Source organism: Leifsonia sp. NPDC077715, from assembly GCF_040686855.1.
Taxonomy (GTDB): Bacteria; Actinomycetota; Actinomycetes; order Actinomycetales; family Microbacteriaceae; genus Leifsonia.
Genome location: NZ_JBFBOG010000002.1, coordinates 262760 through 284258 on the forward strand (window position 1 = coordinate 262760; position 21499 = coordinate 284258).

General features: G+C 69.3%; 21 protein-coding genes. 8 read left to right on the plus strand and 13 right to left on the minus strand.

Features of this window, described 5'->3' with window-relative positions:
• Nucleotides 1–41: 41 nt before the first annotated feature.
• The 4 genes from AB0P25_RS08235 to AB0P25_RS08250 form a co-directional block, all read right to left on the minus strand.
• Complete coding sequence (locus tag AB0P25_RS08235; RefSeq protein WP_363806560.1) at nt 42–1328, minus strand: sugar ABC transporter permease; 1287 nt, start codon at nt 1326–1328, stop codon at nt 42–44.
• Nucleotides 1325–2155 (minus strand): ATP-binding cassette domain-containing protein, encoded by an 831-nt coding sequence (locus AB0P25_RS08240; protein WP_363808037.1) that lies wholly within the window; start codon nt 2153–2155, stop codon nt 1325–1327. The genes AB0P25_RS08235 and AB0P25_RS08240 overlap by 4 nt, the downstream gene beginning before the upstream one ends.
• A gap of 128 nt (nt 2156–2283) precedes the next feature.
• Complete coding sequence (locus tag AB0P25_RS08245) at nt 2284–3399, minus strand: sugar ABC transporter substrate-binding protein (RefSeq protein ID WP_363806561.1); 1116 nt, start codon at nt 3397–3399, stop codon at nt 2284–2286.
• Nucleotides 3400–3538: 139 nt separating this feature from the next.
• Nucleotides 3539–4720 carry an ROK family transcriptional regulator gene (locus AB0P25_RS08250; protein ID WP_363806562.1) on the minus strand — a complete coding sequence of 394 codons (1182 nt, stop codon included), beginning with the start codon at nt 4718–4720 and terminating at the stop codon, nt 3539–3541.
• 108 nt (nt 4721–4828) lie between these two features.
• Here AB0P25_RS08250 and AB0P25_RS08255 point away from each other — a divergent pair, with 108 nt between their 5' ends.
• On the plus strand, nt 4829–5215 hold the full coding sequence (locus AB0P25_RS08255) for a hypothetical protein (RefSeq protein ID WP_363806563.1): 387 nt from the start codon (nt 4829–4831) through the stop codon (nt 5213–5215).
• Nucleotides 5216–5464: 249 nt separating this feature from the next.
• Here the strand turns inward: AB0P25_RS08255 and AB0P25_RS08260 are convergent, their stop codons facing one another.
• The 4 genes from AB0P25_RS08260 to AB0P25_RS08275 are packed head-to-tail and all read right to left on the minus strand — an operon-like array spanning nt 5465 to nt 8144.
• Entirely contained in the window at nt 5465–5854 is a 390-nt protein-coding gene (locus tag AB0P25_RS08260) for a DUF1304 domain-containing protein (RefSeq protein ID WP_363806565.1), read from the minus strand.
• Between the two features lie 18 nt (nt 5855–5872).
• The gene (locus AB0P25_RS08265) at nt 5873–6271 is read right to left on the minus strand and encodes a DUF1304 domain-containing protein (protein ID WP_363806566.1); all 399 of its coding nucleotides are present in this window, start codon (nt 6269–6271) and stop codon (nt 5873–5875) included.
• A gap of 36 nt (nt 6272–6307) precedes the next feature.
• Nucleotides 6308–7330 (minus strand): MDR family oxidoreductase, encoded by a 1023-nt coding sequence (locus tag AB0P25_RS08270; RefSeq protein WP_363806567.1) that lies wholly within the window; start codon nt 7328–7330, stop codon nt 6308–6310.
• 37 nt (nt 7331–7367) lie between these two features.
• On the minus strand, nt 7368–8144 hold the full coding sequence (locus AB0P25_RS08275; protein WP_363806568.1) for an isocitrate lyase/phosphoenolpyruvate mutase family protein: 777 nt from the start codon (nt 8142–8144) through the stop codon (nt 7368–7370).
• A 37-nt stretch (nt 8145–8181) separates the two neighbouring features.
• Here AB0P25_RS08275 and AB0P25_RS08280 point away from each other — a divergent pair, with 37 nt between their 5' ends.
• Nucleotides 8182–9609, plus strand: a complete 1428-nt coding sequence (locus tag AB0P25_RS08280; RefSeq protein ID WP_363806569.1) for an LssY C-terminal domain-containing protein — start codon at nt 8182–8184, stop codon at nt 9607–9609.
• A 5-nt stretch (nt 9610–9614) separates the two neighbouring features.
• On the opposite strand, the gene AB0P25_RS08285 is transcribed toward AB0P25_RS08280, so the two are convergent.
• On the minus strand, nt 9615–11201 hold the full coding sequence (locus AB0P25_RS08285) for a sodium:proton antiporter (protein WP_363806570.1): 1587 nt from the start codon (nt 11199–11201) through the stop codon (nt 9615–9617).
• 111 nt (nt 11202–11312) lie between these two features.
• The gene (locus AB0P25_RS08290; protein WP_363806571.1) at nt 11313–12200 is read right to left on the minus strand and encodes a rhodanese-related sulfurtransferase; all 888 of its coding nucleotides are present in this window, start codon (nt 12198–12200) and stop codon (nt 11313–11315) included.
• Between the two features lie 146 nt (nt 12201–12346).
• On the opposite strand from AB0P25_RS08290, the gene AB0P25_RS08295 reads away from it, so the two are divergent.
• Together AB0P25_RS08295 and AB0P25_RS08300 are read left to right on the plus strand one after the other, a co-directional pair.
• Nucleotides 12347–13144 carry a polyprenol monophosphomannose synthase gene (locus AB0P25_RS08295; RefSeq protein ID WP_363806572.1) on the plus strand — a complete coding sequence of 266 codons (798 nt, stop codon included), beginning with the start codon at nt 12347–12349 and terminating at the stop codon, nt 13142–13144.
• A gap of 36 nt (nt 13145–13180) precedes the next feature.
• Nucleotides 13181–13711, plus strand: coding sequence for a YbhB/YbcL family Raf kinase inhibitor-like protein (locus AB0P25_RS08300; protein ID WP_363806573.1), 531 nt, complete (start codon nt 13181–13183; stop codon nt 13709–13711).
• 69 nt (nt 13712–13780) lie between these two features.
• Here AB0P25_RS08300 and AB0P25_RS08305 read toward each other — a convergent pair whose 3' ends face one another.
• Nucleotides 13781–14419 carry a LysE family translocator gene (locus AB0P25_RS08305; RefSeq protein WP_363806574.1) on the minus strand — a complete coding sequence of 213 codons (639 nt, stop codon included), beginning with the start codon at nt 14417–14419 and terminating at the stop codon, nt 13781–13783.
• Nucleotides 14420–14450: 31 nt separating this feature from the next.
• Between AB0P25_RS08305 and AB0P25_RS08310 the strand changes: the two genes are divergently transcribed.
• Genes AB0P25_RS08310 through AB0P25_RS08320 form a run of 3 tightly spaced genes read left to right on the plus strand, consistent with a single transcriptional unit; the run spans nt 14451 to nt 18110 of the window.
• Nucleotides 14451–16022: an MmgE/PrpD family protein gene (locus tag AB0P25_RS08310; protein ID WP_363806575.1), complete on the plus strand. Its 1572-nt coding sequence runs from the start codon at nt 14451–14453 to the stop codon at nt 16020–16022.
• A gap of 3 nt (nt 16023–16025) precedes the next feature.
• Nucleotides 16026–16925 carry a methylisocitrate lyase gene (gene prpB / locus AB0P25_RS08315; RefSeq protein ID WP_363806576.1) on the plus strand — a complete coding sequence of 300 codons (900 nt, stop codon included), beginning with the start codon at nt 16026–16028 and terminating at the stop codon, nt 16923–16925.
• A gap of 57 nt (nt 16926–16982) precedes the next feature.
• On the plus strand, nt 16983–18110 hold the full coding sequence (locus AB0P25_RS08320; RefSeq protein WP_363806577.1) for a bifunctional 2-methylcitrate synthase/citrate synthase: 1128 nt from the start codon (nt 16983–16985) through the stop codon (nt 18108–18110).
• A gap of 35 nt (nt 18111–18145) precedes the next feature.
• Here the strand turns inward: AB0P25_RS08320 and AB0P25_RS08325 are convergent, their stop codons facing one another.
• Nucleotides 18146–19330: an acetyl-CoA C-acetyltransferase gene (locus AB0P25_RS08325; RefSeq protein WP_363806578.1), complete on the minus strand. Its 1185-nt coding sequence runs from the start codon at nt 19328–19330 to the stop codon at nt 18146–18148.
• A 64-nt stretch (nt 19331–19394) separates the two neighbouring features.
• Between AB0P25_RS08325 and aspS the strand changes: the two genes are divergently transcribed.
• Entirely contained in the window at nt 19395–20717 is a 1323-nt protein-coding gene (gene aspS, locus AB0P25_RS08330) for an aspartate--tRNA(Asn) ligase (protein ID WP_363806579.1), read from the plus strand.
• Here the strand turns inward: aspS and AB0P25_RS08335 are convergent.
• Nucleotides 20647–21408, minus strand: coding sequence for a JAB domain-containing protein (locus AB0P25_RS08335; protein WP_363806580.1), 762 nt, complete (start codon nt 21406–21408; stop codon nt 20647–20649). The genes aspS and AB0P25_RS08335 overlap by 71 nt on opposite strands.
• Nucleotides 21409–21499: the final 91 nt, after the last annotated feature.

The window sequence follows — 21499 nt, forward strand, 5'->3', positions numbered from 1 at the left end:
CACCACTCTCCCACGCCCGCCTCTCGTGCGGGACCGCGTCGCTAGGCTTGGCCGTGCGACTCGCGCGACCGGCGCGACAGCGAGTCGATGATCACCGCGAGCAGCAGCACCGCTCCCGTGATCATGAAGCGGTACGACGAGTCCAGGTTCAGCAGCGTCAGGCCGTTCGAGATCGACTGGATGACCAGGATGCCGAGCAGCGCCGACCACGCCGATCCACGTCCGCCGAAGAGGCTCGTGCCGCCGATGACCGCCGCCGCGATCGCGTTCAGGTTGGTGTCGGTGCCGCCCGACGACGCGCTCACCGAGGCGAGACGTGCCGCGGCGAGCAGACCGCCGACCGCCGCGAACGTCGACGTGAGCACGAAGACGCTGATGAACACGCGGTTGACCTTGATACCGGCGCGACGGGCCGCCTCGACCGAGCCGCCGACCGCGAAGATCGACCGGCCCCAGCGGGTGCGCGTCAGGAAGAAGTTCATGAGCACGACCAGGACGACGAAGAACAGGAACATCGCGCCCGTTCCGCGGTCCGTCGACAGGTACCAGACGCTGATGCACAGTCCGATGAGCAGCAGGATCGCCTTCACCGCCACGATGGTCATCGATCCCTCGGACAGCCCTGCCTTGCGGCGCCGGATGTTGCGGCGCAGGTCGGAGTAGAACATCCCGGCCGCCGCGATCACCGCGAGCGCGTAGGCCGCCCACGGCGGAAGGAACCACTGCTGCGCGAACTGGACGATCCACGAGTCGTACGGGATGTTGATCGAGCTGTTCGGCCCGAGGATCCACAGCTGCAGGCCGAGGAAGCCGAGCAGACCGGCCAGGGTGATCACGAAGCTCGGGACGCCGAACCGGGTGAACAGGAAGCCGTACAGCAGGCCGATCGCCGATCCCGCGAGGATCGCGACGATGACCGTCAGCCACAGCGGCCAGTTCAGCTGGGTGAAGCCGACGCCGAGGATGGCCGCCGCGACACCGCTCACCGAGCCGACCGACAGGTCGATCTGCCCGAGCAGCAGCACCAGCACGATGCCGATCGAGATCGTGCCGATCGCCGCGCACTGCAGCGTCAAGTTGACGAGGTTGTTGGCGCTGAGGAAGTTCGGGTTGAGGATCTGGAAGACGACCCAGATCACCGCGAGCCCGATGACGACCGGCAGCGACCCGAGGTCGCCGACGCGGACGCGGCGGCCGAAGGCGCGCACGGCGCCGACGAGGCCTTCGTCGCGGATCAGTCGCTCGTCCTGGAGGTCGGCCGCGACCTGTGCCGGCGCCTCGCCGTCGATGCGCTCCGCCGCCCCGGTGGGCTGGTCTGCCTTGGTCATGCTTCCGGGCTCCGTTCCGTAGCGTCTTCGGCCTCCATGAGCCGCTCGGCGCGGCGGACGACGACGTTGTCCGTAGCGCCGGTGATGGCGGAGATGATCTCCTCGTAGCTGACCTCCGGAACCCGGAAGTCGCCGTTGTTGCGGCCGAGCCGCAGCACCGCGACCCGGTCGGCCACGGCCTGCACGTCGGCCATGTTGTGGCTGATCAGGATGACGCCCAGCCCGCGCTCGCGCAGGCGCTCGATCAGGTTGAGGACTTCCGCGGTCTGCGCGACACCGAGCGCGGCGGTGGGCTCGTCGAGGATGACGACGCGCGGCTCGCCGATCAGCGAGCGCGCGATGGCGACGGTCTGCCGCTGGCCGCCGGACAGCGACGCGACCGCGATGCGGACCGACGGGATGCGGGCCGAGAGCTGGCGGAGCAGGCTCCACGAGCGCTTCTCCATCTCCTCCTCGTCGAGCGTCCCGTGCGTGATCTCGCGGCCGAGGAAGAGGTTCGAGACGACGTCCAGGTTGTCGCACAGGGCGAGGTCCTGGAACACGGTCGCGATGCCGAGCTCGCGCGACGCGGCCGGAGTGGGGATGCTCACCTCCTGTCCGTCGAACTCGATCGTCCCCGAGTCCTGCGGGTGCACGCCCGCGAGGATCTTGACGAGCGTCGACTTGCCGGCGCCGTTGTCGCCGACGAGGGCGACGACCTCACCGGCGTAGACGTCGAGGTGGATGTCGGTGAGCGCTTGGACGGCGCCGAAGCCCTTCGAGACCCCGCGGAGCGAGAGGACGGGCCGGCGGGTCGACCGCTCCTCGTCCAGGGTGGGGGATTCCATGGTCACGGCGTTCTCCTTCGAGCTGTGCGGAGCATGTTCCTGCTTCTCAGGCTAGAGCGGAACCACCCGGCCCGGGCTGCGCCATCCTGAGGGATGTGCGCGACCCGGGCCGGGATCGTCCTATCGGGTTACTTGATGCCGTACTTGTCGCAGTCCGCCTTGTAGTCGGCGGTGCAGATCTTCGACGCCGAGTCGGAGCCGTAGAAGTTGTCCTTCACGACCGTGCTCTCGATGTTGTCGACCGTCACCGCGACCGGGGTCAGCAGGAACGACTGGATGGCCGCGCCGCCGGCGGTGTCGACCGTGGTGTCACCCTTCGGCTTGTCGCCCTTGGTGAGCGAGACGGCCAGCTCTGCTGCCTTCTCGGCCTCCGGCTGGAGGGCCTTGTAGACCGTCATGTACTGGTCGCCGGCGAGGATCCGCTGGATGCCCGCGAGCTCAGCGTCCTGACCGGTCACCGGGGGGAGCGGGCTGACGTTGGCCGCCTTCATGGCCGCGATCGCGCCACCGCCGGTGCCGTCGTTCGCCGCGTAGACGCCCTTGATCTGGTCCTTGTACTGCGAGACCTGGCCGGCCACCCAGTCCTGGGCCTTCGCGGGGTCCCATCCGGGGGTGTCGAACTCGGCGAGCACCTTGTAGCCGCTGGAGTCGATGACGCTGTGCGCGCCCTTCTTGAACAGCGTGGCGTTGTTGTCGGTCGGCGAGCCGTTGACCATCAGGATGCCGGCCCCCGAGGGCACGCCGTCCTTCTTCAGCTTGTCGACCAGTGCCTGGCCCTGCAGCTGACCGACCTTCTCGTTGTCGAACGAGATGTAGTAGTCGCTGTCCTTGCTGTTGATCAGACGGTCGTAGGAGATGACGGGAACGTTCTTCGCCTTCGCCTCGCCGACGATCGAGGCGGCCGCCTCACCGTCGAACGGGTCGAGGACGAGGACCTTGACGCCCTGCGTGAGCATGGACTCCGCCTGCTGCTGCTGCTTGCTGGCGTCGCCGTCCGCGTTCGCGTAGAGGACCTTGCAGCCGGAGCAGAGCTCCTTGACCTTGGCCTCGAAGAACGGCTTGTCCGCGGCCTCGTAGCGGGCGGTCACGGAGTCGGGAAGGAGAAGGCCGATCTGGGCGTTGGCGGCGTCCTTCGTGCTCCCGCCCGAACTGTTTCCGGAGCCGTTCGAACACGCTGTGAGGGTGACGGCTGTGAGCAGGATCGCGGCCGACGCGATGACCGCTCTCTTGGTGGCGATCTTCATTGAAAAACCTCCGATTCGGGACCGCCTTCGTTGGCGGCTGGGTTGAGTGTGCCAGGTGGAGGATTTGGCGTCAAGACTTGAAGTCAAGACTTTCGATAACGGTTCGAGCCCGTTTTCGGGGGGCATCGTGAGAGCGCGTTCAGTACGAGACGCCGTCGGAGGTGATCGAGACGCAGTCGACGGCGTAGGCGACGGCGCCCAGAGCCGTCGCGCGCGTCCCGAGCTGGCCCTGGACGATGTCCGGCATCAGGTCGGGGTTCACGATGATCGAGCGCTCGACGGCGTGACGCATCGGGCCCAGCAGCAGCTCGCCGGCCCGCGCCAGCTCGCCGCCCACGATGACCCGCTCGGGGTCGAGGAGGTTGCAGAGGTTCCCGGTCGCCACGCCGATGTGCCGGCCCGCGTCCGCGATCGCCCGGATGCAGCGCGCGTCCCCGGCCATCGCCTGGATCACCACATCGCCGAGCTTGAGGCTGCCGAGGTGGTCGCGCAGCTCGTCCAGGATGGCCGGGCCGCCCGCCAGCGCCTCGAGGCACCCGCGGCTGCCGCAGCGGCAGAGCGGTCCGTTCTCGCGGATCGTGGTGTGCCCGAACTCGCCGGCGACGCCGTGATTCCCACGGAACACCTGGCCGTTCAGGATGAGGCCGGCGCCGATCCCGTCGCCCACGTCGAGCGTGATCGTGTTCCGCTTGCCGCGCCCGGCGCCGAACCGCGACTCGCCCAGCGCCGCGAGGTTGGCCGAGTTGTCGATGAAGACGGGTCGCTTGATCCGGCGCTCCATCGACTCGGCGATCGTCACGCCGTCCCAGCCGCGCATGATGCCGCTCCGCGCGATGGTCCCCGTCGCGCGGTCGATCGGAGCGGGCACGGCGATGCCGACGGCGAGCAGATCGTCGCGGGTCGCGTCCACCGACTCCAGCATGTCGTTGAGCAGCAGCGACACCTTGTCCAGCTCGTTGTCGGCCCGGTGGTCGCGCGCCAGTGGCATGTGGTTCTCGGCGACGACCGTGTGCGCCACATCGGCGAGCGCCACCCGCAGGTGCCGGGTGGAGAAGTGGACGCCGACGACCAGCCCGAGCGCGTGCGCGAGGGTGACGTGCTGGGCGCGTCGCCCGGAGCGGATGCTCTGCGTCGTATGCAGGACTCCCGACGTCGACAGCTCCTTGACGATGTTCGAGACCGTCGCGGCGGACAGGCCCGTCGCGCCCGCGAGCTCGACCTGCGTCAGGCCGCCGTGCTTCTTGATGGCGTCGACGATTCGGGCTCGGTTGGCTTCACGAAGTGAAGTCTGCGAGCCCGGAGTTCGTCGCTGCGTTGCCACGTCGAGAAGGATACATGGCGGCGCATGAAGCGTTTCGCGAATGTGAACGTGATCGCTTTGTGAGGTTCCTATGACCCGCCGGGGCGTTCGGCTTGGCAGGATAGAGCTATGGCCGACCTGCACGTTCACCCCGACCGCCTGGAGATCCATCTCACGCGGGCGGAGAAGGTGCTCGCCGTGAAGCGCGACGATCTGACCGTTCCGCGGGACAGCATCCGCTCGGTCGCCATCACCGAAGACCCGTGGATCTGGATCCGCGGCATCCGCGCTCCCGGGGCCGCCGTCCCGCTGACCCTGTCCATCGGCACGTGGAAGTTCCACGGCGGTAAGGACTTCCTGCTCATCAAGGGCAAGCAGCGTGCCGCCGTGGTGATCGACCTGGACGGCGAGGAGTACTCCCGCATCATCGTGACCACGCCTCACGCGGCGCGGCTCGTCGAGGCACTGCGCGTCGACGGCAGCGAGCTCGCGACCGACGGCGAGGTCATCGACTGACGCGGCTCGCTTCGGTAGCGGCTGCGTAGCCCCACCGATCCGCCGCTCCCGCTCGCGCGGCGACACTGTCGGGCATGATGACTCGTCCGCACGCCCTTCCTCCGCTCGCCGCTCCCGCGATGACCGTCCGCGATTACGCGCGGTCGGCAGCGCTGACGATGGCCGAGGTCATGGAGGAGTGCGCCACCGGGCGGCTCGACCACGTCGTCCGCGCGGGCCGGCGGCTGATCGTCGGCGTGTGTCCCGGAGCTAGCCGTTCTCCGCGAGCACGAAGAGGATGAGGCCGACGAGCGGCAGCGCGCCCTGCAGCAACGCCGCTCCCCAGAACCGGCGGCCCGTCGTCACCAGGACCAGCGACGCGAGCACCATGCATACGCCGCAGAAGAAGATCAGCGCGAACCCGACCTCGTGGAGGGTCGTCCAGTAGAGGACGAGTCCGACCACCGCGCCGCCCGCAAGGAACAGGTTGTAGAAGCCCTGGTTGTAGGCCATCGGCCGCACGACGTCGGCGTCCCGCTGCGAGCCGAGCCCGAAGCGGCGCCACACCCCGGGTGACGCCCACAGCATGCTCTCCATCGCGAAGAACACGAGGTGCACGACCGCCGCCGCGGCGATCAGGATGCTGCCGACGATGGCCATGCCCGGAGGATACGCCGTTCAGCTCTCGCCGTTGATCAGACCCACCAGCAGCAGCACCAGGCCGATGAGCGGCAGGATGCCCTGGATGATGGCCGGGCGCAGGTAGCCGCGTCCCGTCGTGATGAGCACGATGGCGGCGGCGAGCATGCTCGCGGCGGAGAAGATGATGAGGGTGATGCCCGCGATGTGCTGCCCGACGCCGTACAGGATCAGGCCGACGATCGCCCCGACCGCCAGGAACAGGTTGTAGAAGCCCTGGTTGTAGGCCATCGGGCGCGTCGTCTCGGCGGCCTCCTGGCTCTTCAGGCCGAACCGCTTCCACACCGACGGCCGGGTCCAGGCGACGCTCTCCATGAAGAAGATGGCGATGTGGAGGGCTGCGGCGAGCGTGACCACGACGGTGGCGAGGACGATCATGGCGTCAGCATACCGAGCGGTACACCGGGCGCCGGGTCACGCGCGCACGTCGACCACGGTCCGGCCGCGCAGCCGTCCGGCCAGGATGTCGTCAGCCGCCGGGACCGCCTCCGAAAGGGTGACGAAGCGGGTCATCGCCGCGAGGGCTTCCTCGTCGAGGTCGCTCGCCAGCCGGCGCCAGGCCGTCTCCCGGAGAGCCGGCGGAGCCTCCACCGAGTTGATGCCCACGAGCGTCACCGCGCGCAGGATGAACGGAAGCACCGTCGCGGGCAGGTCCGGCCCCTGCGCCAGCCCGCACGCGGCGACGGTACCGCCGTAACGCGTCTGCGCGAGCACCGTCGCGAGGGTCTGGCTGCCCACCGAGTCGACCGCACCGGCCCAACGCTGCGACTGGAGCGGCTTGCCGGGCGCATCGAGCTCGGAGCGGTCGATCACCGCGGTGGCGCCGAGGTCGGTCAGGTAGTCCGTGGCCTCTTCCACACGGCCGGTGGATGCGGTGACCGGGTAACCCAGTTTCGCCAGCAGGGCCACCGCCACCGACCCGACACCGCCCGCGGCGCCCGTGACGAGGATGCTGCTGCCGCTCTCCGCGACCTCCGTCGGATCGACCCCGGTGCGCTCCAGAGCCAGGACGGCGAGCATCGCGGTGAAGCCGGCGGTGCCGATGGCGGCCGCCTGCTCGGACGTGATCGAGTCGGGAATGCGGACGAGGGCGCCACCGCCGACGCGTGCCCGCTCGGCGAGTCCGCCGTGGTGGGACTCGCCCACGCCTGAGCCGTTCAGCACCACCCGGTCCCCGGGGCGCCACCGCGGATCGGCGGACTCCTCCACCGTGCCGACGATGTCGATCCCCGGAATGAGCGGGGAAGTGCGGGCGACGCCGGGACGCCCGGCGATCGCCAGTCCGTCCTTGTAGTTGAGGTCGGAGAACTCCACGGCGATCGTCACGTCGCCGGGCATGAGGAGGGCGTCGGTCACCCGTCGGACCTCCGCGGTGTGGGCGGTGATCCGCCCGCCGTCGACCTGCTGCTCGATCACGATCGCCCGGAAGTCGCTCATGGGCTCACCCTACGCCGGGCGTCTCCCGCGCCCGCCGTCAGTTGAGCTGCTGCGTGCCTTCCGGCAGGGCGCCGCCGGCGTACAGCTCGAGGGCCGAATTCCGCAGGGCCGTGAGCGCGACGCGCTGGGTCCAGGGCCCGTACGAGACCCGCGCGACCCCGAGCTCCTGCAACCGTGCGGGCGACAGCGAGCCGGGGACCGCGATGACGCTGAGGCGGCGCTCGCCGAGGCCGCCGACCAGACGCTGCACTGTCCGCTCGTCGAGCTTGCCGGGCACGAACACGCAGGTGGCGCCCTCGTCGAGGAACGCGCGGCCGCGGCGCACCGCCTCCTCGATCTTCTCCTCGTCGGTCGGGAACGCGTTACGCACGAAGACATCCGTGCGGGCGTTCAGCGCGAAGGGCACGCCCTCGGCGTCCGCGGCGGCGATGGCGGCCCGGACGGACGCGACGGCGTCGTCGAACGGCCGCATCCGGTCTTCGAGGTTGGCGCCGACCACGCCGACCCCGATCGCCCTGCGGATGGTCTCGCCGGTGTCGCCGTACCCGCCTTCGAGGTCGGCGCTGACCGGCAGGTTCGTCGCGTTCACGATGCGGCCGATCATGTCGAGCATGAGGTCGAGCGGGATCTTCTCGCCGTCCTCGTAGCCGAGGGTCGCCGCGATGGAGTGGCTGGCCGTCGCGAGGGCGCGCGTGTCGGGGAGGTCGGCGATGACGCGGGCGCTGATCGCGTCCCACACGTTGACGACCTGGAGGAGTTCGGGTGCGTCGTGGAGTCGGCGCAGTTCGGCGCCGCGAGCCGTGATGTCGGTCATGCGCTCACCCTACGTCGCTGCGCTCTAGGATGGCGCCATGGCCCGCACGGGGGAGCCGCTGGAGGTGCCGAAGAGCCGTTCGGCGCCGCGTCGCCGCGCGTCCTTCAGCTCGGTGCTGGACTACGCGTTCTTCGTGTTCGGCGGGGTCGCCGCGGTCTGGCTGGCGTGGCTCGTGCTCACGGAGAGCTTCGAGTGGGGCTGGTTCCTGATCCTGTTCTTTCTGATCTTCTGGATCGTGCTGGCGTACCTCGTCCTGCCGCGGCTGCATCGCATCCTGACCGAGATCTATGTGCCGGACTACTTCATCGGGCGCGCCCGCACCAGCGACGGGCTGCTCGGGGATCCGATCAACCTGGCCCTGCTGGGTTCGGAGGCGCAGCTCGACGACGCCATGCGCGCGGCAGGGTGGACGCGGGCCGACGACGTGACGCTCCGGTCGAGCGGCAGGATCATCTCTTCGACGGTGCTGCGGCGAAGCTACGATGAGGCGCCGGTGAGCCCGCTGTTCCTGTTCGGACGGCAGCAGGATGTCGCGTACCAGCAGGAGGTGAAGGGCAACCCCGCCAAACGCCACCACGTCCGGTTCTGGCGCTGCCCGGACGGCTGGCTGCTGCCGGGCGGCCGGCGCGTCGAATGGCTGGCGGCCGGCACGTTCGACCGCTCGGTGGGCTTCTCGCTGTTCACCCTCCAGATCACGCACAAGATCGACGCGAACACGGACGTCGAGCGGGATCACATCGTGTCGACTCTGGTGGATGCGGGAATCGGCGTCGGCGTGACGGTCATCCGCGACTTCTCGACCGGCTACCACTCGCGCAACGGGGGCGGCGACACCATCGAGACGGACGGCGACCTGCCGATCGTCGACCTGACCGGGGTGGAGGTGGACGCCCAGGGCGCCTCGGTCGCCGCGGATGCGGACGCCCGCCGCATCGCGCTCGCCGAACGCCGGCCTGTCCCGACCGCCCTCGGCGTGCTGCTGATGATGCTGCGGGTGGCCGCCGGTGTCGGCTACATCGCGCTGAACCTGATCGAGTGGAACCGGTTCGTCGCATCGCAGATAGGAGGCGCGCAGCAGGTCGACGGCGTGGACCATGCCACCGTCAGCCTGCTCCTCGGCATCGTCATGGGCGTCTTCGGCGCGGGGCTCGTGCTCTATTTCCTGCTGGCGCTGCTGATCTTCTTCGGCAGCAACTGGGCGCGCATCGCGGCGATGGCCTACAGCTCGCTGATCATCGTCTTCTCGGCGATCGACTTCTTCAACGGCGGCCCGCAGATCTCGCTCAAGAACAACCTCCTGGGCTTGGCGCTCGACATCCTGGTGGTTCTCGCGCTCTCTTCGAAGCGCTCCCGCCTCTGGGCTCGCCGCCCGCGAGCCCAGCGCGGCCGCGGATCCGCCCTGCTGCTCGACCCGGCCGTCAGGGCCGCGGTCGACGCCCCCGGCGACGACACGATCGTCCGCTGACCGCCCTACATCAGCGACTTCTTCCCGTCGGTCCCGCCCGCCTTGAGGGCCGACTCCTCCGCGTCCAGGAAGGCGAGCACCGATCGCACCGCCGGCTCCTGATACCGCCCCTCCGCTCGCGCCTCGAGCACCGCCTGCCGCTCGGCGACGATCATCGTCCGGCGCAGCTTCCGGTACTCCATCGGCAGATCGGCGCTCTCGTCCGGCGACGGATTCTCGAGCGCGTCGGAGAGGAACAGCGCGTTGATCCGCAACCGCTCGATGACCCGTTCGTCCTCGTCGCCCGTCACCTGCGCCTCCAGCTGCTCCAGCCCCGCCGACTGCGCCTCCGCGAGCAGTCGCTGCATCTCGCTCGCCTCCTGCGCGAAGTCCGGCGGCGGCAGTTTGAGCCGACGGATGACCCACGGCAGCGCCAACCCTTCCAGCAGGGTCGCGACCACGACGACGAACGCCAGGAACTGCAGGAACTCCCGGTGCGGCGTCACCTCCGGCAGCAGGAACACCGCGGCCAGCGTCACCACCCCGCGGATCCCCGCGAACGACACCGCGATGCCCGTCGGCCAGGACCAGCCGCGCTCCCGCAGTCGCTGCGGGCCGTTGCGGTACAGCCAGGTGGTGCCGATCATCCACACGAAGCGCGCGAGGAAGATCGCCAGCAGCACGACGATGCTGATCGCGATCGTCTGGGGCACCGTGATGCCCGAGGTGAAAGCGCCCGTCAGGATCGACCGCAGTTCCAGCCCGATGAAGAGGAAGACCGCGTTCTCGAGGAGGAAGCTGATCGTGCGCCAGTTGATCGTCTCCGCGATCCGCGCCTCGGCCGTCTGGATGGTGGGGGAGCGGTACCCGAGGTAGAGGCCCGCGACGACCACCGCGAGCACCCCGGACCCGTGCAGCAGCTGGGATGGGATGAACGCCAGGTACGGCGTGATGAGCGCGAGCGACGTGTCCAGCACCGGCGATCGCAGCTGCTTGCGGATCATCGCCAGCAGGACTCCCAGCCCCAGCCCCACGCCGACGCCGACGACCACGGCGAGCACGAAATCGCCGCCGATCGCCCAGGGATTCACCACGCTGACGATCGCCGCGATGCTGGCGTTCAGCGCGACAAGGGCGGTCGCGTCGTTGAGCAGGCTCTCGCCCTCCAGCACGGTGATGAGTCGCCGGGGGAGGCGGGCCCGGCCCGCGATCGCCTGCACCGCCACCGTGTCCGTCGGCGCCACGACCGCACCGAAAGCGAAGGCCGCGGCCAACGTGATCGCCGGGACCACCAGGAACGTGGCGAAGCCCACGACGATGACGGTGAACGCGACCAGGCCGACCGATAGGAGAAGGATGCCGTCACGCCTGGCCCGGACATCCACGATCGAGGTCTGAATCGCCGCGGCGAACAGCAGGGGCGGTAGGAGCCCGAACAGCACCACCTCCGGTTCCAGCACCACCTCCGGGACCCCGGGGATGAAGGACGCCGCCGCACCGACGAACACGAGCACGACGGGGGCCGACCAGCCCACCCTGCGGGAGAGGCCGGTGACCGTGACCGTGACGAGGACGAACGACACGATCCAGACGATGGTGGCTACCGGATCCATGCTGTTCATGATGGCGGCAACGCAAGACGCGCGCCAAGATTTCCGCGATGCTGTGGAGAACCCGTTCGCTGTCGGCGATGTGGAGAAATCAGCCGAGCCGGAGGCGAACCGTCAGGCCGCGTGGAACGCGCAGGAGCGGGAGTCGCAGTCCTCGCAGACGACGAGCTGTTCACGGCAGGAGGGGTCGACGCAGTTGCGCATCCTGCTCGTCGGTCTGCCGCACGCCACGCACCGGCCGAGCACGGCCGCGTGGTCGCTGAACGTCGTCGACCCGCGGCCGTCGAACACGTAGAGGGAGCCCTCCCAGAGGCCGTCGTCTCCGAACGTCTCGCCGTAGCGGACGATGCCCCCATCCAGTTGATAGACCTCCTGGAACCCGCGCGACACCATGAGCGAGGAGAGCACTTCGCACCGGATGCCGCCCGTGCAGTACGTGACCACCGGGCGGTCCTTCAGGTGGTCGTAGGCGCCGCTGTCGAGCGCCTCCACGAACTCGCGGGTGTTCGCCACGTCCGGCACCACCGCGTCCTTGAACCGCCCGATACCCGCCTCGAACCGGTTGCGACCGTCGAAGAACACCAGGTCGTCCCGCTCGGCGGCGAGCGCGTGGAGTGCGTGCGGGTCGAGCCGAGCACCGCCGCCCAGGACACCGTTCTCGTCGACGCGGAGCTCGTCGGGCGCCCCGAACGACACGATCTCCTCGCGGACCTTCACCGAGAGTCGGGGGAAGTCCGCGCTCGTGCCGTCCACATTGAGGCCGGAACCTTCGCTCCACTTCACGTCGAGGTCGCGGAAGGCGGCGTACTCCTTCGTGACGCGCACGTAGCGCTTGAGAGCGTCCAGTTCGCCGCCGAGGGTGCCGTTCACTCCCTGCGAGGACAGCAGGATCCGGCCGCGCAGGTTCAGGCGCTCGCAGAGTTCCCGCTGCCACAGGCGAATCGCCTCCGGGTCGCGCAGCGGGGCGAAGACGTAGAAGAGGAGCACTTTCGGGACGGCCACCGCCTCATCGTAGGCGCGCCTTCCGGCAGCCCGATGATCGTAGGATCGTTGACCTGTGAGCGCAGGAAGGTTCGTTCGCCTGCCGTTCAGACTGGTGCGACATGGTGAATACAAGTGTGGGCGTCGCCCCGACAGAAAGGCGGGTCGTGCGAACCCTCGTCATCATCCCGACGTACAACGAGCGGGAGAACATCGGCTCGATCGTCGGTCGCGTACGCGTGTCGGCACCGGAAGCCGATGTGCTGATCGTCGACGACGGGTCGCCCGACGGCACCGGTGAGCTCGCGGACGCGCTTGCCGCGACGGACGCCAACGTCCATGTTCTGCATCGCGCGGGCAAGGACGGCCTCGGCGCCGCGTACCGCGCCGGCATGACCTGGGCGCTCGACGCGGGCTATTCGGCGATCGTCGAGATGGATGCGGACGGCTCGCACCAGCCCGAGCAGCTGCCCCGCCTCCTCGGGGCCCTTCGCGGCGGCTCGGACGAGCTGCCGGACGCCGACGATGTGCCCGGCGCCGACGTCGTGCTCGGGTCGCGCTGGGTCGAGGGAGGCGGCGTGGTGAACTGGCCCGCGCGCCGCCGGTTCATCTCGCGGGGCGGCAGCGCGTACTCCCGTCTCGCCCTGGGGCTTCCGGTCAAGGATGTGACCGGCGGCTACCGCGCCTTCACCGCCGACGCCCTCCGTGCTCTGCAGTACGAGCGCACCGACAGCCAGGGGTACTGCTTCCAGATCGACATGACGCGCCGCGCCTACGACGCCGGACTCTCGATCGTGGAGGTGCCGATCACCTTCGTCGAGCGGGAGCGCGGAGCCTCCAAGATGGGCGGCGGGATCGTGGTTGAGGCGATGGCCCGGGTCACGCTGTGGGGGCTGACCGGCATCCCGCGGCGCTTCCGCAGGCGAGCGGCGCCGCGTCAGGTCGTGCCGGCAACACGGGCCTAGCCGTACCCGCGGATTCTGCGGGCGTAGCCTGGCGCCATGGCACACGATCCCCTCGAGCGCTTCGGCGCTGTCCCTCAGTTCACCGTGTCGAGCGACGATGTCGCGGACGGCACCCCTCTCTCTCGCGAGCAGTGGGGCGCCGGCGGAGGAGGCGGCGACGTCTCGCCGCAGCTGTCCTGGTCCGGCTTCCCGGCCGAGACCAAGAGCTTCGCCGTGACCATCCACGACCCGGATGCGCCCACCGGCTCGGGCTTCTGGCACTGGGCCGTGTACAACATCCCCGCGTCGGTGACCGAGCTCCCGTCCAACGCGGGCGCCGAAGGCGGTGCCAACCTGCCGCAGGGCGCCAGCATGCTCTCCAACGAGATGAGGTCGAAGAGCTTCACCGGCGCAGGTCCCCCTCCCGGAACCGGAACGCACCGTTATGACATCGTCGTGCACGCGCTGGATGTCGAGCACCTGGACCTGGACCCGGAGTCCACGCCCGCCGTGCTCGGCTTCAACGCGCACTTCCACTCCCTGGCGCGCGCTGTCATCGCACCGATCGCGACCGACGGCGACATCTAGAGTCTCGAGGCTCGCCTCCCGGCGTCAGGCGCTGGCCCGACCGTCGCGCTTCACAGTCGCGCCCGATGGTCAGTGCTTGACGCCGGTGAAGGCGAGCACCCCTCCCAATCCGATCATCAGCACCCCTCCGGTCGCGCCCAGCCGCTCGACCCGTTTGGGCGACCGGCCGAACCACTGCCGTGCCGTCCCGGCCGCGAGCGCCCAGATGCTGTCGAAGATCAGCGCCAGCACGAGGAAGACCACGCCCAGCTCGAACAGCTGGAGGGGGATCGCGCCCGCGTGGTAGTCCACGAACTGCGGAAGCACCGCCACGAAGAACACCAGCGACTTGGGGTTGGTGAGCCCGACGACGAACCCTTCGCTCAGGATGCGCCAGCGGGACTTCCTCGGCGGGGTCGCCTCGTGCGTGACCGCCGTGTGGCGACGGTGACGGATCGCCTGCACGCCCAGGTAGATCAGATACCCCGCGCCCACGAACTTGATGACCGTGAAGAGCACCAGGGACTGCGCCACGATCGCTCCGATCCCGAGCGCGACGGCGACCACCAGCGGCAGCATCCCCAGCGCGTTCCCGAGCACGCTCAGGAGCCCGCCGAGGCGGCCCAGCGCGAGCGACCGGCCGATCACGAACAGCACGCTCGGCCCCGGGATGACGATGAGGGCGAGCGACGCCAGTGCGAAGGCGAGCAGGGAGGGGCCGGGGACCATGTGCCGAGCGTAGGGGAGGTAGGTTCGTAACGTGAAGCTCCACAACGTCCGTGTGCACAGCAGCGAGGAGAACCTGGCTCGCCAGGACCAGCTCGCCTGGAAGATCGCCGAGGTGGCGACCGACCCGGTCGAGGTGGACGCCGAGGTCACCGAGATGGTGATCAACCGCGTGATCGACAACGCCGCGGTGGCGGCCGCGTCGCTGACCCGGAAGCCCGTCGTCTCGGCCCGGTCGCAGGCGCTGGCGCACCCGATCCCGTCGCGACAGCTCGACGAACTGACGGAATCCGTCCAGCATCCACAGGACGGCTCGACCGTCTTCGGGGAGTGGCCCACCACCCGGGTCTCTCCCGAGTGGGCGGCCTGGGCGAACGGTGTCGCCGTGCGAGAGCTCGACTACCACGACACGTTCCTCGCCGCCGAGTACTCGCACCCCGGTGACAACATCCCGCCGATCACCGCGGTCGCGCAGCATGCGGCCCGCGCGTACGGGCTGACCGGCCTCGATCTCGTCCGCGGGATCGCCACCGGGTACGAGATCCAGATCGACCTGGCTCGCGCCATCAGCCTCCACCGCCACAAGATCGACCACGTCGCTCACCTCGGCCCGTCCGCAGCCGCGGGCATCGGCACTCTCCTCGGCCTTCCCGCCGAGACGATCTTCCAAGCGGTCGGTCAGGCGCTGCACACGACCACCGCCACGCGCCAGTCGCGCAAGGGCGAGATCTCGAGCTGGAAAGCGCATGCGCCGGCCTTCGCGGGAAAGATGGCCGTCGAGGCGATCGACCGAGCGCTCCGCGGCGAGACCAGCCCCACTCCCATCTACGAAGGGGAGGACGGCGTCATCGCCTGGATGCTCGACGGCAAGGACGCCTCGTACGACGTTCCGCTTCCCGGGCGTGGAGAGGCCAAGCGCGCGATCCTGGATTCCTACACCAAGGAGCACTCGGCCGAGTACCAGGCCCAAGCGTGGATCGACCTCGCGCGCAAGCTGCACCGCGAGCGCCCGGAGGTCGCGGACCCGTCTCGCGTGGAGAGCATCGTCATCCACACCTCCCATCACACCCACTACGTGATCGGATCGGGAGCCAACGACCCGCAGAAGTACGACCCGACCGCCTCGCGCGAGACGCTGGACCACAGCATCCCGTACATCTTCACCGTGGCTCTCCAGGACGGCGGCTGGCACCACATCGACTCCTACCTTCCGGACCGCGCGGCGCGACCTGACACGGTGAAGCTCTGGGGCAAGGTGACGACCACGGAGGACCCGGAGTGGACCCGCCGCTATCACTCGACCGATCCGGACGAGAAGGCGTTCGGGGGACGGGTCGTCATCAGCCTGGCCGACGGCCGGGTCATCGAGGACCAGATCGCCGTGGCCGACGCGCATCCGCTCGGGGCGCGGCCCTTCGCCCGCGACGACTACGTCGCGAAGTTCCGCACTCTCGCCACCGGCGTCCTCGAGGCGGCGGAGATCGAGCGCTTCCTCGCCCTCGCGCAGCGCCTCCCCGAGCTGAACGCCGCCGAGCTCGGCGCGCTCACCATCACCGCCCGACCGGGACTGCTGGACGCCGTCCCTGCTCCGAGGGGACTGTTCTGACTCATGCTGTACTCCACCATCCCCGCGCACGAGAAGCGCGCCGCGTTCCGGGCCCGCCTGGCCTCCGGTGAGCTCGTCCGGATGCCGGGCGCCTTCAATCCGCTCAGCGCCCGGCTGATCGAGCGCAAAGGGTTCGAAGGCGTCTACATCTCCGGCGCTGTCCTGTCCGCCGAGCTGGGTCTCCCCGACATCGGCCTCACCACCCAGACCGAGGTGGCCGGCCGCTCGGCCCAGATCGCGCGGATGACCGACCTCCCGGCGCTGGTCGACGCGGACACCGGCTTCGGCGAACCGATGAACGTGGCACGAACCGTGCAGGCGCTCGAGGATGCCGGGGTCGCCGGCCTGCACATCGAGGACCAGGTCAACCCCAAGCGATGCGGCCACCTCGACGGCAAGCAGGTCGTCGACGAGGACACCGCGCTCAAGCGCATCCGCGCCGCGGTGGACGCCCGGCGCGATTCGAATCTTCTGATCATGGCGCGCACCGACATCCGTGCCGTCGAGGGCTTGCAGGCCTCGATCGAGCGCGCGAAGGCGCTCGTGGACGCCGGAGCCGACGCCCTCTTCCCCGAGGCGATGGCCGACCTCTCCGAGTTCGAGGCGGTCCGCGCCGCCGTCGATGTGCCGATTCTCGCCAACATGACGGAGTTCGGGAAGAGCGACCTCTTCACCGTCGACCAGTTGCGCGACGTCGGCGTCAACATCGTGATCTGGCCGGTGTCCCTGCTCCGCCTGGCGATGGGCGCGGCGGAGCGCGGGCTGGACCAGCTGCTCGGTGAGGGCACGCTGAAGCCGATGCTGGGCGAGATGCAACATCGCGCCGACCTGTACGACCTGATTGACTACGAGGGTTACAACGCGTTCGACACCTCGGTGTACAACTTCGAGGTGCGCCGCTGACGACCGCCTCGCGCGGTCCGGCCACACGGCGACCCCGACAGCAGCGAAGGAGCTCAGATGTCCGACCCGGAGATCCACAAGGGACTGGCCGGAGTCGTCGTCGACACGACGACGATCTCTTCCGTGAACCCGCAGACCAACTCCCTTCTCTACCGTGGATACCCGGTTCAGGAGCTCGCCCGGTACTGCTCCTTCGAGGAGGTGGCCTACCTCCTCTGGCATGGGGAGCTTCCGACCGCCGATGAACTCGTCGCTTTCGAGTCCCTGGAGCGCTCCCTCCGCCGGCTCGACGAACGCACGCGCCGCGCGCTCGATGACATCCCGGTCTCGGCGCACCCGATGGACGCGCTCCGCACCGCGGTCAGCCAACTGGGCGGCCTCGACCCGACCCTCCAACAGACCGACGGCATCCTGGACCGCGACCTCAACGAAGGGCGCGCGATCTACCTCCTCGCCCAGCTGCCCACGATCGTCGCCTACATCCAGCGCCGGAGCCGTGGGCTCGAGCCGGTGGAGCCGCGGGACGACCTCGACTACTCGCGCAACTTCCTCTGGCTGACGTTCGGCGAGGTGCCGGACGACGTGGTGGTGGATGCGTTCCGCGTCTCGCTCGTGCTCTACGCGGAGCACTCCTTCAACGCCTCCACCTTCACCGCGCGCGTGATCGCCAGCACGCTGTCGGACGTCTACTCGGCGGTCACCGGTGCCATCGGCGCCCTCAAGGGACCCCTGCACGGCGGAGCCAACGAAGCCGTCATGCACGCCTTCGACGAGATCGGGAGCGCCGATCGCGCGGCGGAGTGGCTGGACTCTGCGCTCGCCGAGAAGCGCAAGATCATGGGGTTCGGCCACCGCGTCTACAAGAACGGCGACTCTCGTGTTCCCACGATGCGCGCCGCCCTCGTCACCCTGGTCGATCACTACGACCGGCAGGATCTGCTCGACCTCTACGACGCCCTCGAGAACGCGATGGCCGAGCGGAAGAACATCAAGCCGAACCTCGACTATCCGTCCGGCCCGGCCTACGACCTGATGGGCTTCGACACGGGGACGTTCACGCCGCTCTTCGCTGCGGCCCGCGTGGCGGGATGGACGGCGCACGTCTTCGAGCAGTACGCCGCCAACTCGCTGATCCGCCCGCTCTCGCAGTACACCGGCCCGGGGGAGCGCCACCTGGAGCGCTGACGGCGCTCCGGGCGACGCCCACCGCGCGACCCGGATTAGCGGTACAGCAGCAAAGCATCTCCCTGGCCGCCCCCGCCGCACAATGCGACAGCGGCCCGGCCGGATCCTCGGCGGGCGAGCTCGTGCGCCGCGTGCCCGGCCAGCCGCGCACCCGACGCCCCGATCGGGTGACCCAGCGCGATCGCGCCACCGTGGATGTTCACCTTGGCCGGATCGAGCCCGAGATCGGACATGGACTGCAAGGCGACGGCCGCGAACGCCTCGTTGATCTCGATCACATCCAGTTCGGACACCCTCCATCCCGCTCGCCGCAGCGCCGCCTCGATCGCGCGTGATGGCTGGGAGTGCAGCGAGTTGTCGGGTCCGGCCACCTGGCCGCTCGCCCCGACGAGCGCCAGCCACTCGAGACCGAGCCGTTCCGCGTTCTCGCGGCTGGTCAGCACGAGCGCTGCTGCGCCGTCGCTCAGCGGCGACGAGTTGCCCGCGGTCAGCGTCCCGCCCTCCGCGAAGCTCGGCCGCAGTCCCGCCAAGGTCTCGGCCGTCGAGTCCGGACGGACGCCCTCGTCGGTGCTGATGACGATCGGATCGCCCTTGCGCTGCGGGATGCTCACCGGCGCGATCTCGTCGTCGAAGGTTCCGTCCGAGGCCGCCTTGCCGGCGCGCTGGTGCGAGCGCGCCGCGAACTCGTCCTGCGCCTCCCGACGCAGGCCCAGTCGCTCCGTGTACTTCTCGGTGGACGCTCCCATCGACTCCCCGTCGAAGGCGTCGGTCAGCCCGTCGTGGGCCGCCGAGTCGAGAGCCTGGATCGAGCCGTAGTTCCAACCCTTCCGGGATCCGGGGAGGATGTGCGGCGCGTTCGTCATCGACTCCTGGCCGCCGGCGACGACCACCGTCGCCTCGCCCGTCCGGATGAGGCGCGCAGCGTCGATGACCGCCGCCAGCCCGGAAAGGCAGACCTTGTTGATGGTCGTGGCGGGCACATCCCAGCCGATGCCCGCACCGATCGCCGTCTGCCGCGCGGGGTTCTGGCCGGCGCCCGCTTGAAGCACCTGTCCGAGGATCACCGTGTCGACGTCGTCGGCTGCGACCCCCGACCGTTCGAGGGCCCGACGGACCGCGATCGTGCCGAGCTGGACTGCGCTCAGCGACGCGAGCGTCCCCTTGATCTTGCCGAGAGGCGTTCGGGCGGCGGACAGGATGACGACGTCGTCGGAACTCATGGGCTACTCCTTCGTGCCTGGTCCCTCCATTCTCACACCCGGCGCACGGGTAGGCTTGGGGCTCGTGACAGCACGCGTTCTGATCAAAGACCTCGCCGCCCTCCCGGACGGCCCCGTGAGCGTCGCCGGATGGGTCGAGACCGTCCGCGACCAGAAGAAGGTGCAGTTCGTCGTGCTGCGCGACGAGTCGGGCGCGGTCCAGTTGGTCAATCCGCGCACCGTCGGCGAAGACGGAGCCGTGGTCGCCGACGAGCCCGCTGTCACGATCTCCGGTCTCTCGCAGGGCACGTTCGTGCGCGCCACCGGCGAGCTCAAGCACGACGAGCGGGTCAAGCTGGGCGGCATCGAGATCCGCCTCTCCTCGCTCGAGGTCGAGACCGCGGCGATCCCGGAGACGCCGATCGCGGCAGACAGCGGCATCGACAAGCGCATGGACTGGCGCTTCCTCGACCTGCGCGACCCGCGCCACAACCTCATCTTCCGCGTGCAGACCACCTTCGAGCACGCGCTGCGCCAGTACTGGGTCGAGAACGGCTTCATCGAGATCCACACGCCGAAGCTGATGGCCTCCGCATCCGAGTCGCGCGCCGAGCTGTTCGAGCTGCCGTACTTCGAGACCACGGCCTACCTCGCGCAGAGTCCCCAGATCTTCAAGCAGATGGCGCAGGCCGCCGGCTTCGGCCGCGTTTTCGAGATCGGCCCGGCGTTCCGCGCCGACCCGAGCTTCACCAGCCGCCACGCCACCGAGTTCACCAGCGTCGACACCGAGATCAGCTGGATCGACAGCCACGAGGATGTCATGAAGGTGCACGAGGAACTTCTCGTCGCAGGCTTCACCGCAGTGAAGGAGAAGCACGGCGAGGAGATCGAGCGCCTGTTCGGCGTCGAGGTCTCCGTGCCGTCGACGCCGTTCCCCCGCATCCCGCTGGCCGAGGCCAAGCGCATCGTGGCGGAGCGCGGTTACGAGGTGCCGCGTGCCGACGACGACATGGACCCGGAGGGCGAGCGCCAGATCTCCGCGTACGTCAAGGAGACCTACGACCACGAGTTCGTCTTCCTCACGGACTACGCCGCGACCATCCGGCCGTACTACCACATGCGTCACGAGGATGACCCGTCGCTGACCAAGAGCTACGACCTGATCTTCAACGGCGTCGAGATCTCCACCGGCGCCCAGCGCGAGCACCGCGTCGACATCATCGAGGCGCAGGCGCGCGACAAGGGTCTCGACCCCAACGAGATCGACCTCGAGTTCTTCCGCTACGGCATCCCGCCGCACGGTGGCTTCGGCATGGGCCTGGCGCGCGTGCTGATGCTCATGCTGCACCTTTCGAACCTGCGCGAGACGACCTATCTCTTCCGCGGACCGACGCGCCTGACCCCGTAGCACCGGAACCGGCGGTCGGCAGCGAGGTCCACGTGTCGCCCGCCACCAGGATGTGCCCGAGGAATCGGAGCCCGAGGGTCGCGGCCGCCTGGTCGAGGCGTCGGGTGAGCATGAGGTCGGCGACGGATGCGTCGAGGAGCCCGGACGTGTGATTGTGCGCCACGGCGAACGACCGGCCTCCGCGGGTGAGGACCGCCTGCAGGACATCCGCCGGCTGGATGGACGTCTCATCCACCCCGCCGTCACGGAGCAGCACCAGCTCGATGGGACGCGCCGCGCGGTCTGCGACGACGACGACGAACCGCTCGCTGTCGCGGTGCAGGAGCTCGGGGCGCACGACCTCCGCCACCGTCTTGTGGTCGACCAGGCGAGTCCACGCAGCGGGCGCGCCTGCTCGTCGCCAGATCTCGGTGATCGCGACCAGTCTGCCCGCGGTGGCGGGACCGACGCCCGGCAGGCGTTCCAGCCGAGCGAAGTCCATGGTCGCGAGTCCCGGGAATCCGCCGGTCCTTCGCAGCACCGATCGCGCGAGGGCGAGCACGCTGCGCCCGGTCTGCCCGGACCCGAGCACCAGAGCGAGCACTTCATCGTCGGTGAGCGATCCGATCCCGAGGCGGCGCATCCGTTCTCGTGGGCGGTCATGGGTGGGAATGTCTGCAAGAGCCTCTCCCTCTTCTTCCTCGTTGGCCATGGCTCGACGCTACGAAGCCGCGCAACCTGAGAGAGCGGCAAGGAAAGAATCTGGGGATAAGTCGCTCGCCCTCCGGCCTGTGGACGATCCG